Genomic DNA, 14,594 nt, shown 5'->3' with positions numbered 1-14,594 from the left:
CGGGTATCTCGCCCAGCTCGGTCGCGTTCATCGCGCTCCCTCGGCGGAGAAGGGTACCAATGCTGGTTCGGCGTCAGCTTCAGTCGTGTTCGGAGGGCAATATTCGCGAAGGAAGTCTTCGCTAGAGAAAGGGCCATGCGTTGGAATCATTGGACTGTTCTGGGCTGGTGTCCAGTTGGATATAGGTGCCCACGAGGGGCGATTTTGTTGGTATTGACACCCATGCACCTTTTTGCTAGACTTCAGACATGGAAAAGCTCGATGCGTTCGACAGGCAGTTCCCGACCGACGAAGCGTGTAAGCAATACCTGGCCTTGAAGCGGTGGCCGGACGGCGTGCGCTGCCCGCGCTGCAACGCCAAGGAAAAGGTCTACGCCCTGAAGGCCAGACCGTTCCATTGGGCGTGCAAGAACACCGATTGTGGTGGCCGCAGCGGCTACCGTTTCTCGGTCATCACCCGCACCATCTTTCAGGACACCAAGGTGCCGCTCAATCTGTGGTTCAAGGTCGGCTACCTGATGTTGACCGCCAAGAAGGGTCTGAGTTCGTTGCAGGTCCGCCGCGTGATCTTTGGTGAAGATTCCGGCACCGACTGGCGGACCTGCTGGTACATGTGCCACCGCTGGCGTGCGGCCATGCAGGGCGACGTGTTCCGGCTCAACGGCGTGGTCGAAGTCGACGAGACCTACATCGGTGGCAAGGACCGGAACCGCCACAAGAACAAGAAGAGCGGCGCGGTTCGGCAAGCGGCCGGACCACGGCCATACGGCAGAGCGATTGGCTACAAGAAGGTCGGCGTGATCGGGGCGATTGCCCGCAAGGGAAACGTAGTCTGCCGAGTCATTGGCGACACCGACGCGCCTACTCTCGCCAGCTTCGTTGACGACGTGGTGAGCGAGAAGGTGGAGTTGGTCGTCACCGACGAAAACCACGCTTACAACTACGTGCGCCAAGACATGCCGCACCAGACCGTGAACCACGGCCAGCAAGAATACGTGCGCGGCATCGTCCACACCAACAACATCGAATCGTTCTGGTCCTTGCTCAAGCGCGGCATCATGGGGAGCTTCCACCACGTCAGCAAGGACTACCTGCCGTTGTACCTCAACGAGTTCTCCTATCGCTTCAACAACCGAAACAACCCGGACGTGTTCGCCGACCTGATTGCGACGTGCAGCCAATAGCCCGAAGTCGGTGGACATGCTAAAGTTCCACCATGCCGAGAATCCGAAAGCGCCCAGACGCAAAGCCGATCACGGCAAAGCAGCGCGCCAGCGACGACGCGCTGCGCGAGTCGCTTCGAAACGCGGACCTAAAGAAGTTTGATAAGGCGCTGGCAAAGGCCATTCGACCATCCTAGCCGTTGTCTGGCTTGGTCTGTGTTTCTTTGAGGCGCGCCCGCTTCTCGAATTCCAATCGAGTAATATCGGCTGCGATACGGTCCGCGAGTTGTTCGGCCAGACCCATGAGATTCTCTGCCTCCGGTTGGCTCAATACCTTCTCCGGGTGCATCAGTCTGTTTCGATGTCCGTCTTTCGCTGTCCGAAGATCCGCAACGAGGTCCTTATCCGCGCCATGCTCAGATATAATGTTGAGATAGTTTCCGAGACTGCGCTTCTTTTCTTCGGGAATCGACACATCAATGACGGGAAAATACTCCAGAACGAAGGTCTCCAACATTCTGAAAATGTGAAACCCCGCTGCCGTCGGCAATCCAAATAGAAGGCAACGACCCGCTTCTCGAACGTCACGAAGTGACGTAGCGGTCAGCGTCGCGCGCGCCCTGTCCGAGAGGATATTCTCGGCTTCATCCAGGAAAATATCTGTATCCCAAGCACGACGGCTGGATACGAAAAACACGTTCAGTCGAGGGAACTCCACGGAAAGCACAGACCGGAAATTGTTCACTGCCACACCGAAGCTCATGACATGGGCTTCCGAAAAAAGCAGGTCCGGTTCCTTGGCCTGTTCCAAGATGACATTGACCGCAGCGAGCAGTTCGCGGCCAGAATCCTTGCTGAGCTTCATCCTCACGAACTGTTCGCTTAGGAAGAACTCCAGTGCATACTTTGCCGCATTCGCAGCCGCCACCACCTCAGAGATTTTCCGGTCCGGCCAGAGCTGCAAAAAAAGTCCCGCAATACTTTCGCCGAGGTAAAAGACCGGGAATCCGTCAACTCGCTCCATCAGACCCCCCAAACGTGGCAAGCCACGCATGGAACCGAACGGCAGCCGCCCGCGAATCATCGCGCACCCGCCATGAAGGGGCAGAAATCCAAATCGTCAGCATTTATGGAGGGTACACCGACCGGGTGTCGATTGCAACAAAATCGCCCCACGAGGTTCCATAACGTACCTTATCGGACATTCGAGATCTGGCCCGACTACACGCGCTCCTGCGGATCGAACAGCTTGCGGTGCTCGTCGAGGGCGAAGCGATCTGTCATCCCGGCTATGTAGTCCGCGACCACCCGTGCGATCGCTTCGCCCTGCGTGCTGCGACGCAGGATGTGCGGCGGCAGTTGCTCGGGTGCCTTCATGTAGGCGTTGAAGAGATCGGCAAGGACGCGCTGCACTTTGATCATCATCCGCACCACGCGATGGTGACGATACAGCTTCTGCATGAGGAACGCCTTCAGCTCCAGCCGGCGCGCTTCCATCGCCTCCGACAACCCGACCAGCGGCCGGCCATGCTGGCGCACGTGCTCGACACTGTTAATGCCATGCACATCAATGCGCTGCCGCGACGCCTCAATGAGGTCAGTTACGCAGCGATCAATCATCCGGCGGATCGCTTGGTAGCGCACCACATGCTCATCGGCCTGCGGGTAACGCGCGCGCACTTCGCTGATGGCTTCGCGCCACAGCGCCACCGCTTCTATCTCTTCGGAATCGAGCAGCCCCGACTGCAATCCATCGTCGATGTCGTGGCTGTTGTAGGCGATCTCATCGGCGTAGTCGACGATCTGGATCTCCAAACATGGCGCGGTGCCCAGAGTGAAGTCGCGCGCCAGCGGCCGATCGTATGGAGGCGAGTGCTTCACGATGCCTTCGCGCAACTCCCACGAGAGATTCAGTCCGCGGAACGTCGGATAGCGCTCCTCGAGCCAGTCGACGATGCGCAGGCTTTGTGCGTTGTGCTCGAAGCCGCCGTACGGTTGCATCAGTTCATCGAGCACTCGCTCGCCGGCGTGCCCAAAGGGCGTGTGACCGAGATCGTGCGCCAGCGCGGCGGCCTCAGCCAGTTCCTCATTCAGACTCAGCACGCGCGCGATGGTGCGCGCGATCTGCGCCGTCTCCATCGTGTGCGTCAGACGTGTGCGATAGTAGTCACCCTCGTGGTTGACGAACACTTGGGTCTTGTACTCGAGGCGCCGGAACGCGACGGAATGAATGATGCGATCGCGGTCGCGCTGAAAGACCTGCCGAAACGGATGCTCAGGTTCGGGATATTGGCGGCCGCGGCTATCGCGGCTGCGCATCGCGTACGGGGCGAGGTGCGCCTCGGGGTCGGCTACAACGTCCGATGCCGTCATGGTCGCCGGCTTATACACCCCATGCCCGCACACGCCAACGCGCGCTTGCGTCCGGCAATCGGCGATGTCAAAGAAGGTCCATGCTCGCCGCACCCGTCTACGGCCTGTGCGACAGCGACAGCGTTGCCGAGACGCTGGCGGTTTTGCTCGAACGCGATTGCGACTATCGGCGCATCGCGCACGCAACCCTGGCGGATGAGCGAGCCGCCCTGCCCCGTCCGGCTCTCCTCGTTGACGCGCGCGGGCGCCGCAGCGGCCGCACGCACGCCTTGCCGCAACGCTGGCCCGGGCTGCGCGTGCTCCGGCTCGATCTGCTCGCCCACTTCGACCCGGTCGCGGCGCGGCGCAGCATCGTGCGCGCTCTGCGGGAGACGACCGATGCGGAACGGCTTCGGGAAGCCATCGGCAGCGTCGCCGGCCCGTTGAGCGCCGCGGTCAAGGCGCGTCTGGTCGCAACGCGCTGCTTACTCGCGATCGGAAGAGATTCCAGCCAGACGGCGGTGCCGTGGCTACCGCTGGTGCGCGAACAGTGCCTTGCCATCAGCGACACCGTTGCTGAGTCCGTGTTGGCGCGCCGACTATGACAACGTGGGCCCTGGTGATCCTCTCGCTGCTGGCGGGTGCAGCGGCCGCGCTCGCCGTACGCGAGCGGGTACGCCTCTACCGCGCCGCACACATCAGCGCCAACTTGCGCGCGGCCGCCTCGAGTCTGCTCCCGCTTGCCGGCGGACCGGTGCTGCGCGCCTTGTTGGATCGCCCCGACTATGCCGCCGGCTGGATCGTGACCGCCGCCAACGGGCAGTGCGCTGCAATGAGCGATGGGGCACGCAGCGTGCTCGGAATCCACCCCGACCGGCAGTCGCAGATGTTGCACGCGCTGTTCGACAATGGAGAAGCGGAGGCCGCCGCGCTCTTGCAAGATCTCGCGGCCAACTCGCTAGTCGCCAGCCGCCGCGTCCACGCCGCCGCGCGGCCGACCCCCGTGCTCGAGTTGGCCGGCGTCGGCTTGCGCGACCAGGGCGGCGCATTGTGGGGTGCGGCGCTGTTTATTCGAGCGGTCGAGCTGGCGGATCTCGCCGACTAGAGTCTCCCGCTGCTGCTTCCCACGTTCCGTCCACCTGGCGTCGCCACACTAAGTGCGTTCGTTTGCGTGGTCCGACGGGTTCGCTCGCCCACTCGAACTCCGTCGCTGCGACATCGCCAACCGCCGTTACCACAATCTGCGCCCGGCCGCCGGCCGCAGTCTTCGGACGTTGACGATCGATCCAGCTCTCGACTTGTTCGCGCAGAGTCGTCCCCATCGCCACGTTGAGTGACGGGATCGCATTGTCGAGCAGGACGAGCACGACGTCGCGGCCCGGTACCAAGCCGCCGGTGGCGGCGTGGAAGTCGGTGGTTGCGAGATGCACCGCATCGGAATCCTTGGTTGCCTTGCTGGCGGATTCAATCGTCCACTCCGTGCTGCGCTGCGTTTGCATGTCCGCAAGTCGGACGCTCCATTCGCTGCGACGGGTGATCGCAAGCATTGGAGCCACGCCGACTCGCCCCCGCACCGTGATTGGCCAGCTGCCGACCAGGACGAGGCTGTTGGTATCGCGCCGATACAATGTGGCGAGACGCATGGTGGGGTCGACCACCAGTGCGTACGCGCCGATGGGTTCGATCACTATCGGTACGGAGATGCCCACTACCGGCGTCGCCGTTGTGGGGTTCAGCGGCGCGTGAGTCACCGTAGCCGGTGAGGTTGGTGTCTCCGTCGGCGTCGTGGTCGCGCTCGGTCGGATCGTCGTCGGTGAGATCATCGGTGTGAGCGTGGGCACTGCCGTCGGGTCCGCGGGAGTCGCCGTGGCAGTGGGCACGAATGCAGCCAGCCCGTCAGCGCGTGCAACCAGATCGCTGGCGCCAGCGATCGCGCCTGCCGCCAACAGATCCCGCGCGTTGGCGGCGAGGGCTTGCCGCCGAGTTCCCTCGGTGTGTTCCGCCGCGGCCAGCAACTGCTTCGCCGCCAGTCGCACATATACCGCCGCCAAGTTGCGGCGCGCGCGCTCGTAGTCGGGACGCAATCGCACTGCCGCCTGGAGTTCCTCAGCCGCCTCGTCGTCGCGCCCGAGTCCGGCGCAGGCGACGGCGAGGTTGTTGTGCGCTTCGTGGGCACTGGGATCGGTCGTGACCACAGCGCGAAAGTATTGCTCAGCGGCTCCGAAGTCACGCTGCGACAGAGCCGCCAGGCCGGCCGCAAAGTCGGTGCGCGGTTCCGCGCCCGCCACCACCGCACAAATCAGGAACAGCGACACCGCAGCCGTGCTGACTCTCATGTCACCGGCGCCGTTACCGGGCGATGCAACATGGTTAGCGCGCCCGCCATTTCCTCGAGCCAGCCAAAGTCCGCTGCAGGTCCCGCGCTCAGCGCGAAGAGCACACCACGCTCCACACCCGCTCCAAAGGGAATGACCCATCCGCCGCCGCGCGCGGCCGCCTCACCCTTGAGTTGCGATCGATCGATGTCGCGCCATATGCCGTGAAGCAGATCGACCCACGAGGCAATTGCTATTGGCTGCGCTTGCCGCGCGGCTTGCACCAGCGGATTGCCGACATCAGTGAGCGAAGCGGTCGCATCGCGCAACGACTGCGCGATGCCGCGCCACTGTGGCGCATCGCTCGGTGCGCGCACGGTAGTGATGCGAATGGTCCCCCACTCCACCGTCCCCATACCGAACAGCGCCCAGCGCGGATCAGCAAGCGTCGCCACCACGGTATCGCGTTGATCCACACCCAGGCCACCCTGACCGCGAACGATCCGATCAAGCGCACTTTCGCGTTGCATCAACTCGCGCAGTCGACGCTGGCGCTCAGCCAGCGCCACCGGTACCGCCGCAATCAAGATTGTCAGCGACGTGACCGCGAGGGCCGCGTTGAACGAGAGCCAGCTCGGTTCGACGCCAACCCCGCGGTAGCTGTCTTCGATGCTGAGCATGAAGGTCGTGCTGTCGAGGACCGGAGCCATCCACATGAGGCCGATCGCGGTGCCGATTGCGCTGCCGCAGACCGCCGTGATCCCGACCGCCGGCCCGACGAGCGCCGACACCGCAAACAGCCCGGTCAGCAGCAGGAGCACGCCGCTCGGTTCCAGTCGCGACACCGGTGCCAGGGCGGCGCTCAACGCCGTCGTCGAAATCAACGCGAGGGTTACGATCGCATTCGCGCCGCCGCGCTCCGCTTGCACCGCGGCCGCGGTCAGAAGCTGCAGTACCGCCAGGCCGCCAATCGCAAGGCGTTCGCCATGCGAGAGCGCAACGCAGTTCAACACGATCGGGCTGAGCGCAACCGCTCCGCTGAGCGCTGCCAGCGCTAGACAGTACGCGGGGGCGATGACCCGAATCCAGTGTCTGCTCCAATCGTTATCCACAACCACAGCCTCTTTGGCCTCGACCTCTTCGGCCCCAAGCCGGCCGATGGGCGGTCTTACACCGCCCGGGGCGTGAAGGCCAAGCCCAGGCGCGGCACTCCGGCGGCATCTTCGTAACGATCGCCAAAGCCATGGCGCCGATCTCGTTGATTGATGCGAGGCCGACCTCGCCATCGAGCCGCAGAGATTGCGTGTACGCTGAGGGCACAGAGGTTGCGTCGTTTGCCGCGCAAGAGGTGGCCGAAAGTGCACGCGCGCAACCAGAGACAGCGATTTTGGACAGCCAACGCGCGCGGCTACTCGCTGATCGAGTTGATGACTGCCCTTACGATCCTCGCCATAGTCGCGAAGATCGCCATGCCGCACTTCGATGCCCGCCGGGTCGATGTCGTCACCGCACAGCGCATCGCAATCGCTAATCTGCGGATCGCTCGCTCGAACGCCATTACCAAGAGCATTCACTATCAAATCAGCATACCGACGACGACGACCATCAAGATGACGCGCATGCTCGAAAGCCCGGCAGGATCTGGGACGTGGATCGCCGATAGCGCCTTTGTAGCGCAGACCATCACGGTCCCGGTCGGGACGCAGTTCAAATCCACGTCGGTCAGCACCACCATCGAGTTCAACTCGCGCGGCCTGGCGACGGGCTTGAGCGCGGTGAAACAACTCGACGTGCAGGACAGCTTCAGCGTCACCAAGTCGCTGCAAGTGTGGCCATCAGGGCAAGTCAATGAACTTTAGCCTGAGAACCAACCACCGCGGATCGACGCTCATCGAATCGCTGGTCGCGCTGGCGCTGTTCGGCCTCACCGCGAGTGCGGTTGGCGACATGCTGATGCGGCAGATCCGGATGCAGGGCACCAACATGACGAGGACCACCGCGATCGCCCTCGCCGAGCGCGAACTCGAAGATCTGCGTGGTCTGGATTACAGCAAGATCGACGATCGCACTTCCAGCCAAACTGTTGCCGCCATGACCTACACGATCGCCACTACGGTCACCGACGACTCTCCCGCCGACGGCATGAAGGCCATCGCCACCAAGGTTAGTTGGACGGAGCCGGCCGGGGCCCAAACCTATACGATCAATGCAATCTATACAGCCATCAAACGGTAGCCGCGGCTTCTCGCTGGTAGAGTTGCTCGTCGCCACCGTCATCATCTCGATGGCCATGGCAGTGGCCGGCGCGTTCTTCGTCGCAGCGCGCACCACGATTACTGATCAGATCGTTCGTACTGAGACGCTGCAAGGCTTGCGCGCCTCGATGGACGAGATGGTCCGCGATCTCCGCTTGGGTGGGGCTTGCTTACCCGTCACCGGCGACTTCGTCACCTTGGATAGCGTCAATTCGGGTACGGATCAGATCGTCACTCGCACTGGGTTGGTCCGTCCCAACGAAACCTGCGTGCGGACCGTGACGATAGCCGACATCGCGACCTCGACCGCGACAATCCCGGTGCAGGTCGCGAGCGGCTTCACCAGCACCATGCGCGTCTACATCTGCAACAACAATTGCCTCTCTGGGGAACTCTTCAACCTCACCGGCGTCGACACAGCGGGCAATACCCTGACAAAGGGCACCACGCTTTCGTCGGCCTACCCGGCTGGCGCTGGTGTCTATGCTGTTGATGAGCGGCAGTACAAGGTTGACAACAGCAATCCCTCGTTGCCGGTGCTAGCGCTCGGGGTCAATGGTGCCACCGCCACACCATTTGCCATCGGCATCGAGAATCTTCAGCTCCAGTACCAGTTGGCGCGCAATTGCTCCTCGGCCGCCGGTTGCGACGTAGTCGACGTGCCGGCCAACAACACGGAGTTCGCTCTGGTCAACCAGATCTTTATCACCCTCACGGCCCGTTCACGCGGCACGCTAAGCACCGGCCAATACTATCGGGTAGCGCGCACGGTTTCCGCGAAACCGCGCAACTTGCTACCCGGCTGAGGAGCTACAGATGTCTTCGCTCCATCGTCGAAGCGAATCCGGCGTCGCCCTGGTCGCCGTCATGATGATCTTGGCCATGCTGATGGGCTTGGCCGTGGCGCTCAACACCTCGACCAACATGGATACGGCTTTGCGCGGGGCGTACCAACGCACTACTACCGGCTTCTACGCGGCCGAGTCCGGCCTCAATCGCGGCATGGGCGACTATCGCAACATCTTCCTCAATTTCAATGTGCCGACCGGGTCTGACTTCGCCGCGCACTCGATTTCTATCGGCTCGCGCAACGTGAACTATCAGATCAGCGACGTAACAGCGTACGTAAGCGGCGCCGCGCCCGTGATCATCATTCCGCCGGGGCAACTGTTCGGCGGCCTCAACTCGCAGGAGTACGACTATATCGCGAACTCTACGGCGTCATCGAGTAGCGACGTCGAAGCGCGCGTCAACGCTGAGTTCAAAGTCGGGTACATTCCCATCTTCCAGTTCGTCGCGTTCTACAAGAAGGACCTGGAAATCGCCCCTGGCCGCGACATGAACTTGCACGGTCGTGTCCATACCAACGGCGATCTCTATCTCAGCGCCGACAACGCGAGCCTCACCATCTCCGACACCGCAACCAATCCGAACGTGCAAGTCAGCGCCAAGGGCGACATGTACCGCGGCCGCAAACGCGCCAACTCGTGCGACAACCCTGGCACCGTAACGGTCGATAAACTCGAAGACTTAGCCTCCCCGTTCCAGCCGACGGCGGGCTATCTCGACCCACTCGGCCTGAACTGCACCGGCGCGCCGTCAACGCCCGCTGGCGTGAGCAGCGCCGGCGGTACCCGCAAGGTTCCCACCGCCGAAGTCGCTCAATGGAAGGGAAGCATGGCCAGTCAGCTGGAGAGCATCTCGGTTCCCGATCCCGATATCGCGGCGCGCGGCAGCGGCGTGTACTGGACAAAGGCTGATCTTCGGATAGTCCTCAATTTGGACAACACACTAGTTGGAAGCGTTCCCCCAAATCAGTTCACCATCGAGGTGCAGAACGCCGCAGGTACACAGGATGTTGCGAAGACGGCTCTCCTGACAGCATTCATGGCCACGAACAGCTCGTTTGGACCGGCGAACAGCACGCGCCCGCTGTTTTACACCGACCGCCCGATCCTCGGTGGCGCTGCCGGATGCAATTGTGACGACGGTCACGTGGCAGCTTTCGGGTGTTTCAATGCGACCGCGGTCTGCTACAGTCCCGCGTTCGCCAGCGACAATCGAGTCTACGGTACCGGCACCACAATGGTCGCCACCGGCGCCACCGACTACCGTCGCGGGGGCTTCTACAACTTCCGCGAGCGTAAGTGGATGTACCTCCTCAATCTCGACGTACGGGATCTACTCGCCTACAACCAGACGTTACCCTCGAACGGCCGCTTCTTCGACCCCGCCGATCGCACTGACGGCGGAATCGTGTTGTTTCTTTCGGTGCAGGGCCCCGAGTCCGGTCTCGCCTCAAATCGCTATGGGGTGCGCATCTTCGGCTCGAACACCCTCCCCTTTCCAGCGATGGGTTCGGATCCGACCGGGATTACGGTCGTGAGCGATCAAGCGGTCTACGTCCAAGGCGATTACAATAGTTTTGCCACCATCGCCGCCGGCAAGCAGCCGGCCGCGATTTTGGGTGATTCGATTAACGTGCTCTCAAACAACTGGTGGGCAGCGGCGGCCAATCCGGGAGCCGGCGTGCACACCAACGACCGGCAATCTATCGATGACAATGGTAGCGGTAACCGCAACGCGACCGCTACAACGATCAATACCGCCTTCCTGGGTGGTGTTGATGAGACCACGCCAAATGGCGGCACGGCAACGTACAACGGCGGCCTGGAGAACTATCCCCGCTTCAACGAAAATTGGGGCAACATCAACTTCAACTACCTTGGCTCGTTCGTTAGCCTGGGCAATCCACAGCACGTGACCGGCTTGTGGAACAATCAAATGTACTCACCGCCGCTGCGCAACTGGGACTACGACGCAGAATTCAACAATGCGGCGAACCTGCCCCCGCTCTCACCGCGCTTCGTGTACGTGCAGCAGGTGCTCTTCACCGAAGAATTCAAGTAGTCGGGCACGCCCAGCAATCGCGCGGCGCGTTGTCGCGCAAAAATTACCACGTTGTTCGCGATCGAATTCATTGCTACATGTGAGTGCGGCCCACATGAGCACAGGATCCATTCTCGTCGTCGACGATAACCTCGACAACCGCCGCCTGCTCCGCCTCTCCCTCGGCAAGGTCGGCTACACCGTCCACGTGGCCGAGTCGGGCGCCGAAGCGCTTGACCTCTTCCGCAAGACCCCCATCGACCTCTCCGTCATCGATCTGCAGATGCCGGGCATGGACGGCATCACGCTTCTCAAAGAGCTGCGCCGGCTCGAACCCAACGCCCAGGTCATCGTGATGACGGCATACGGTTCGGTCGAGCGCGCGGTGGAAGCGATGAAAGCCGGCGCGATGGATTTCCTCACCCGTCCGGTTCGACGCGAAGTGCTGCTCGCGCTGGTTGAAAAGGGCATCGACGTTGGTCACATGGTCGCCGAGAATCGCCGCCTACGCAGCGAGGTGGTGGAGAAATACGACTTCTCCCAGCTTGTCGGCCGCTCGCCGCAAATGCAGCAGGTGCTGGCTCTCGCGGCCGAGGCGGCGCAGCGCGACGTCATCGTTCTCATCAGCGGCGAGAGCGGCGTCGGCAAAGAAGTGTTGGCGCGCGCGATTCACTACAACAGCACACGCCGCTCCGGCCCATTTTTCGCGCTCAACTGCGCGGCGATCACCGAAACCCTGATGGAGAGCGAGCTGTTCGGCCACGAGCGCGGCTCGTTCACCGGCGCCGAGCGCCGGAAATCCGGCCTCCTTGAGCAAGCAGCACACGGTACCCTCCTGCTCGATGAGATCGGCGACATGCCGATCACCGCGCAAGCCAAGTTGCTGCGCGTGATCGAGACGCGCGAGATGCTGCCGGTGGGCGGCACGCGCCCCGTCCGCGTCAACGCTCGCCTCATCGCAGCGACCAACGCCGAATTGCGCCAGCGCGCGCAAGCCAAGCAGTTCCGCGAGGACCTCTTCTTTCGCCTCAACGTCTTTGCCATTCACATCCCGCCGCTGCGCGAACGGCGCGACGACATTCTTCCGCTCGGCATGCACATCCTCGGCCGCCTGGCGCGCGAAACCGGCAAGGACCTCCCCGGCTTCTCGCAGGATGCCGTCGACTATCTGATGCAGGCACCGTGGGACGGGAACGTGCGCGAGCTCGCCAACGCGATCGAGCGCGCGGTCATCGTCAGCCGCGGCAACCTGATCACGCAGGCCGATTTTCCGCAGGACCAATTGCAGCGTCCGCACCCGCCGCAATCCGAGGGCATCTCGATTCCGTCCGACGGCCTCAAGATGGACGACGTGGAACGCAGCCTGTTGCTGCAAGCGCTCGAACGCACCGGGCGCAACCTCAGCCGCGCCGCGCGCCTGCTTGGCATGGGCCGCGGCGCGCTGCGCTACCGTCTCGACAAGTACGGCATCACCGTTCGCGATACATCAGAATGAACGGTGCCCGAGCGTTGTCCATTGCAGACGCCATGTTGATATCCGCGCTACGTTCTGTGCCGCAACGTAGATCAAACATCTACACGCGATAAAAATTTCACGCTAAGTTGTGAAGTCGACGCGCCACATGCCGCGCGATGGCTGCGCGCCCGCGCCCAAACCAATCGAGCGACTGGCATGTGCCTTGCCCTCTGTGCAGCGAGATGGCACGGGGGCACAATCATTCATTGCGCGTGTTGGTGGGTGGGGCGCTGCTGCTCGCAGCGACTAGTGCCACGGCAACGGCCACTGACTCGACACGCGTGCTGCTGCGCTCGCGCGCGGGTTTGTCTTCGAGCCGTCGCGCGCGGCTGCTGGCGCACTACGGCGCCCGCATACGCGGCCATATCGTCGGACTCGATACCAGCGTCGTCGACATCCCACAGCCTGCGCTGCGGAGCGCGTTGGCTGCGCTCCGCCGCTCCGGCGCCTTCATCAGCGTCGAGGAAGACCACGTCGCGCATGCGACCGCACTGCCCACTGATCCGCTGGCGTATGCGCAATGGGGTGCGATCCAGATCAACACCTTCGAATCGTGGACGCTCACGCGGGGTTCTATCGCGTCGGTCGTGGCCGTCCTGGATACCGGTGTCGATGCCGCGCATCCGGATCTCCTCGGCCACGTGCTCAATGGCTACGATCTCGTCAACGACGATACCGATGCCAGCGACGACAACGGACACGGCACTGCGATGGCGGGGATCATCGCGGCGCAACCGGACAACGGCATCGGCGTGACCGGCATCGCGCCCGACAGTCCGGTGCTGCCGGTCAAGGTGCTTGGCGCGGACGGGTCGGGGTCATACAGCGCAATCACCCAAGGCATCGCCTACGCAGTTGATCACGGTGCGCGGGTCATCAACATGAGCCTCGGCGGATCCGACGCATCGCCGGCGTTGCAGAGCGCCGTCGACTACGCGCGGGCGCACGACGTTGTCGTTGTCGCCGCCGCCGGCAACTACGGTACTGCCGATCCGCTCTACCCCGCCGCCTGCGATGGCGTCGTCGCGGTTTCCGCCTCTGACGCGCGCGATCGGCGCGCGGTCTTCTCGAACTATGGAGCTGATGTCTCGCTCGCCGCACCCGGTGTCGGCATTCTCACCACCGTGCCCGGTGGCGGCTACGCCGGCGTCACCGGCACCTCGCCCGCTGCGGCAGTCGCTTCCGGCGCCTTCGCGCTCTTGCTCGGCGCGAACCCCAGCATGCCGGCTACCGCTGCAGTGGCCCGCATGACAGCCAACGCGGTGGACATCGCCACGGCAGGTTGGGATCCTTACGCCGGCTTCGGCCGCGTCGATGCCTATGCCGCACTGGTGCCCGGTACCGTGATCCGCCACGCACCAGATCTCACGCCGCCGACCGCAGACATTCTCAACCCGGCGAAGGACAGCTTGGTCTCCGGCCTGGTTCCAGTCGATGTGAGCGCCAGTGACAACGCCAGCGTGGTTCGCGTCGATCTGGAAGTCGATCGCCATTTCTACGCGAGCGCCACCGTAGCGCCGTTTGGTTTTGCGTGGGACACGGCGGGATTCACCGCCGGCTCACACCGATTGCGCGCGACCGCGTACGATGCGGCGGGGAATCACACCACCAGCACCGAGATCCGCGTCGATGTGACCCCGGGTATCGGACTCCTGGTCAAGCGCGGTATGGTTCGCTTCGGGCGCACCGTGGGTTCCGACTATCTCTCTGTCAGCGGTATCTTCCAGTTGCCCGCCGGACTCGATCTCGACCCTGCCAACGACGCCGTCACCATTGACGTGAGCGGACCCCAAGGGATGGTCTTCTCGATGCCGGTGGCCGCTGCTACCCTCGCGCCCGATCGCAGCGGCGCCATGAGAGTGACCGGCCTCGCCGCCATCCCGACCAACGGCGGCGTCAGCGTGCGCATCGCCAAAGCTCGCAGTGGCAGCGGCTACACCTTCACAGTATCCGGACGCGGCCTCAACCTGACGAACGTCGCAGCGACGATGAACCTGCAAATCGCCATCGGCTCGAACTTGCTGTCACAAGCCGTGCTCTTCCGCGACGTGCACGGTCGGTTGATGCTGCCGTAGTAGGAAACGGTCGACAGCTCCGTCGACCC

Annotated in this window: 13 protein-coding genes; 9 read left to right on the top strand and 4 right to left on the bottom strand. The window is 63.0% G+C overall.

What is annotated here, in order from left to right; all coding sequences use genetic code 11:
- Window positions 1–248 precede the first annotated feature (248 nt).
- Window positions 249–1,184 (top strand): IS1595 family transposase, encoded by a 936-nt coding sequence (locus HYR72_24635; GenBank protein ID MBI1818180.1) that lies wholly within the window; start codon window positions 249–251, stop codon window positions 1,182–1,184.
- A 172-nt stretch (window positions 1,185–1,356) separates the two neighbouring features.
- Here HYR72_24635 and HYR72_24630 read toward each other — a convergent pair whose 3' ends face one another.
- Window positions 1,357–2,247: a hypothetical protein gene (locus tag HYR72_24630; protein ID MBI1818179.1), complete on the bottom strand. Its 891-nt coding sequence runs from the start codon at window positions 2,245–2,247 to the stop codon at window positions 1,357–1,359.
- Window positions 2,248–2,384: 137 nt separating this feature from the next.
- A complete protein-coding gene (locus tag HYR72_24625; protein MBI1818178.1) occupies window positions 2,385–3,536 on the bottom strand; it encodes a deoxyguanosinetriphosphate triphosphohydrolase in 1,152 nt (383 codons plus the stop codon).
- Window positions 3,537–3,616: 80 nt separating this feature from the next.
- Between HYR72_24625 and HYR72_24620 the strand changes: the two genes are divergently transcribed.
- Together HYR72_24620 and HYR72_24615 are read left to right on the top strand one after the other, a co-directional pair.
- Window positions 3,617–4,120, top strand: coding sequence for a hypothetical protein (locus HYR72_24620; GenBank protein MBI1818177.1), 504 nt, complete (start codon window positions 3,617–3,619; stop codon window positions 4,118–4,120).
- Window positions 4,117–4,620, top strand: a complete 504-nt coding sequence (locus HYR72_24615) for a hypothetical protein (GenBank protein ID MBI1818176.1) — start codon at window positions 4,117–4,119, stop codon at window positions 4,618–4,620. Before HYR72_24620 ends, HYR72_24615 begins: the two co-directional genes overlap by 4 nt.
- Here HYR72_24615 and HYR72_24610 read toward each other — a convergent pair.
- Together HYR72_24610 and HYR72_24605 are read right to left on the bottom strand one after the other, a co-directional pair.
- The gene (locus HYR72_24610) at window positions 4,583–5,851 is read right to left on the bottom strand and encodes a tetratricopeptide repeat protein (protein MBI1818175.1); all 1,269 of its coding nucleotides are present in this window, start codon (window positions 5,849–5,851) and stop codon (window positions 4,583–4,585) included. The two genes, HYR72_24615 and HYR72_24610, sit on opposite strands and share 38 nt — an antisense overlap.
- The gene (locus tag HYR72_24605; protein ID MBI1818174.1) at window positions 5,848–6,942 is read right to left on the bottom strand and encodes a hypothetical protein; all 1,095 of its coding nucleotides are present in this window, start codon (window positions 6,940–6,942) and stop codon (window positions 5,848–5,850) included. Before HYR72_24605 ends, HYR72_24610 begins: the two co-directional genes overlap by 4 nt.
- Before the next feature lie 246 nt (window positions 6,943–7,188).
- On the opposite strand from HYR72_24605, the gene HYR72_24600 reads away from it, so the two are divergent.
- From HYR72_24600 to HYR72_24575, 6 genes are all read left to right on the top strand, one after another.
- On the top strand, window positions 7,189–7,689 hold the full coding sequence (locus HYR72_24600; protein MBI1818173.1) for a prepilin-type N-terminal cleavage/methylation domain-containing protein: 501 nt from the start codon (window positions 7,189–7,191) through the stop codon (window positions 7,687–7,689).
- Entirely contained in the window at window positions 7,679–8,065 is a 387-nt protein-coding gene (locus HYR72_24595) for a type II secretion system protein (protein ID MBI1818172.1), read from the top strand. The genes HYR72_24600 and HYR72_24595 overlap by 11 nt, the downstream gene beginning before the upstream one ends.
- Window positions 8,037–8,891 (top strand): type II secretion system protein, encoded by an 855-nt coding sequence (locus tag HYR72_24590; protein ID MBI1818171.1) that lies wholly within the window; start codon window positions 8,037–8,039, stop codon window positions 8,889–8,891. Before HYR72_24595 ends, HYR72_24590 begins: the two co-directional genes overlap by 29 nt.
- Window positions 8,892–8,901: 10 nt before the next feature.
- Complete coding sequence (locus HYR72_24585) at window positions 8,902–10,995, top strand: pilus assembly PilX N-terminal domain-containing protein (GenBank protein ID MBI1818170.1); 2,094 nt, start codon at window positions 8,902–8,904, stop codon at window positions 10,993–10,995.
- Window positions 10,996–11,089: 94 nt separating this feature from the next.
- Window positions 11,090–12,469 carry a sigma-54-dependent Fis family transcriptional regulator gene (locus HYR72_24580; protein ID MBI1818169.1) on the top strand — a complete coding sequence of 460 codons (1,380 nt, stop codon included), beginning with the start codon at window positions 11,090–11,092 and terminating at the stop codon, window positions 12,467–12,469.
- Window positions 12,470–12,672: 203 nt separating this feature from the next.
- Window positions 12,673–14,565, top strand: a complete 1,893-nt coding sequence (locus HYR72_24575; protein ID MBI1818168.1) for a S8 family serine peptidase — start codon at window positions 12,673–12,675, stop codon at window positions 14,563–14,565.
- The last annotated feature ends 29 nt before the right edge of the window (window positions 14,566–14,594 follow it).

It is taken from the genome of Deltaproteobacteria bacterium (assembly GCA_016178705.1).
Taxonomy (GTDB): domain Bacteria; phylum Desulfobacterota; class Binatia; order HRBIN30; family JACQVA1; genus JACOST01.
Note: the sequence above shows the minus strand (reverse complement) of the source record. Positions and strands in the feature narration are given on the sequence as shown.

Excerpts from the sequence above, each read along its gene's own strand:
- HYR72_24635 (MBI1818180.1), top strand. The coding sequence starts at position 249 with ATGGAAAAGCTCGATGCGTTCGACAGGCAGTTCCCGACCGACGAAGCG.
- HYR72_24630 (MBI1818179.1), bottom strand. The coding sequence starts at position 2,247 with ATGATTCGCGGGCGGCTGCCGTTCGGTTCCATGCGTGGCTTGCCACGT.
- HYR72_24625 (MBI1818178.1), bottom strand. The coding sequence starts at position 3,536 with ATGACGGCATCGGACGTTGTAGCCGACCCCGAGGCGCACCTCGCCCCG.
- HYR72_24620 (MBI1818177.1), top strand. The coding sequence starts at position 3,617 with ATGCTCGCCGCACCCGTCTACGGCCTGTGCGACAGCGACAGCGTTGCC.
- HYR72_24615 (MBI1818176.1), top strand. The coding sequence starts at position 4,117 with ATGACAACGTGGGCCCTGGTGATCCTCTCGCTGCTGGCGGGTGCAGCG.
- HYR72_24610 (MBI1818175.1), bottom strand. The coding sequence starts at position 5,851 with ATGAGAGTCAGCACGGCTGCGGTGTCGCTGTTCCTGATTTGTGCGGTG.
- HYR72_24595 (MBI1818172.1), top strand. The coding sequence starts at position 7,679 with ATGAACTTTAGCCTGAGAACCAACCACCGCGGATCGACGCTCATCGAA.
- HYR72_24590 (MBI1818171.1), top strand. The coding sequence starts at position 8,037 with ATGCAATCTATACAGCCATCAAACGGTAGCCGCGGCTTCTCGCTGGTA.
- HYR72_24585 (MBI1818170.1), top strand. The coding sequence starts at position 8,902 with ATGTCTTCGCTCCATCGTCGAAGCGAATCCGGCGTCGCCCTGGTCGCC.
- HYR72_24580 (MBI1818169.1), top strand. The coding sequence starts at position 11,090 with ATGAGCACAGGATCCATTCTCGTCGTCGACGATAACCTCGACAACCGC.
- HYR72_24575 (MBI1818168.1), top strand. The coding sequence starts at position 12,673 with ATGGCACGGGGGCACAATCATTCATTGCGCGTGTTGGTGGGTGGGGCG.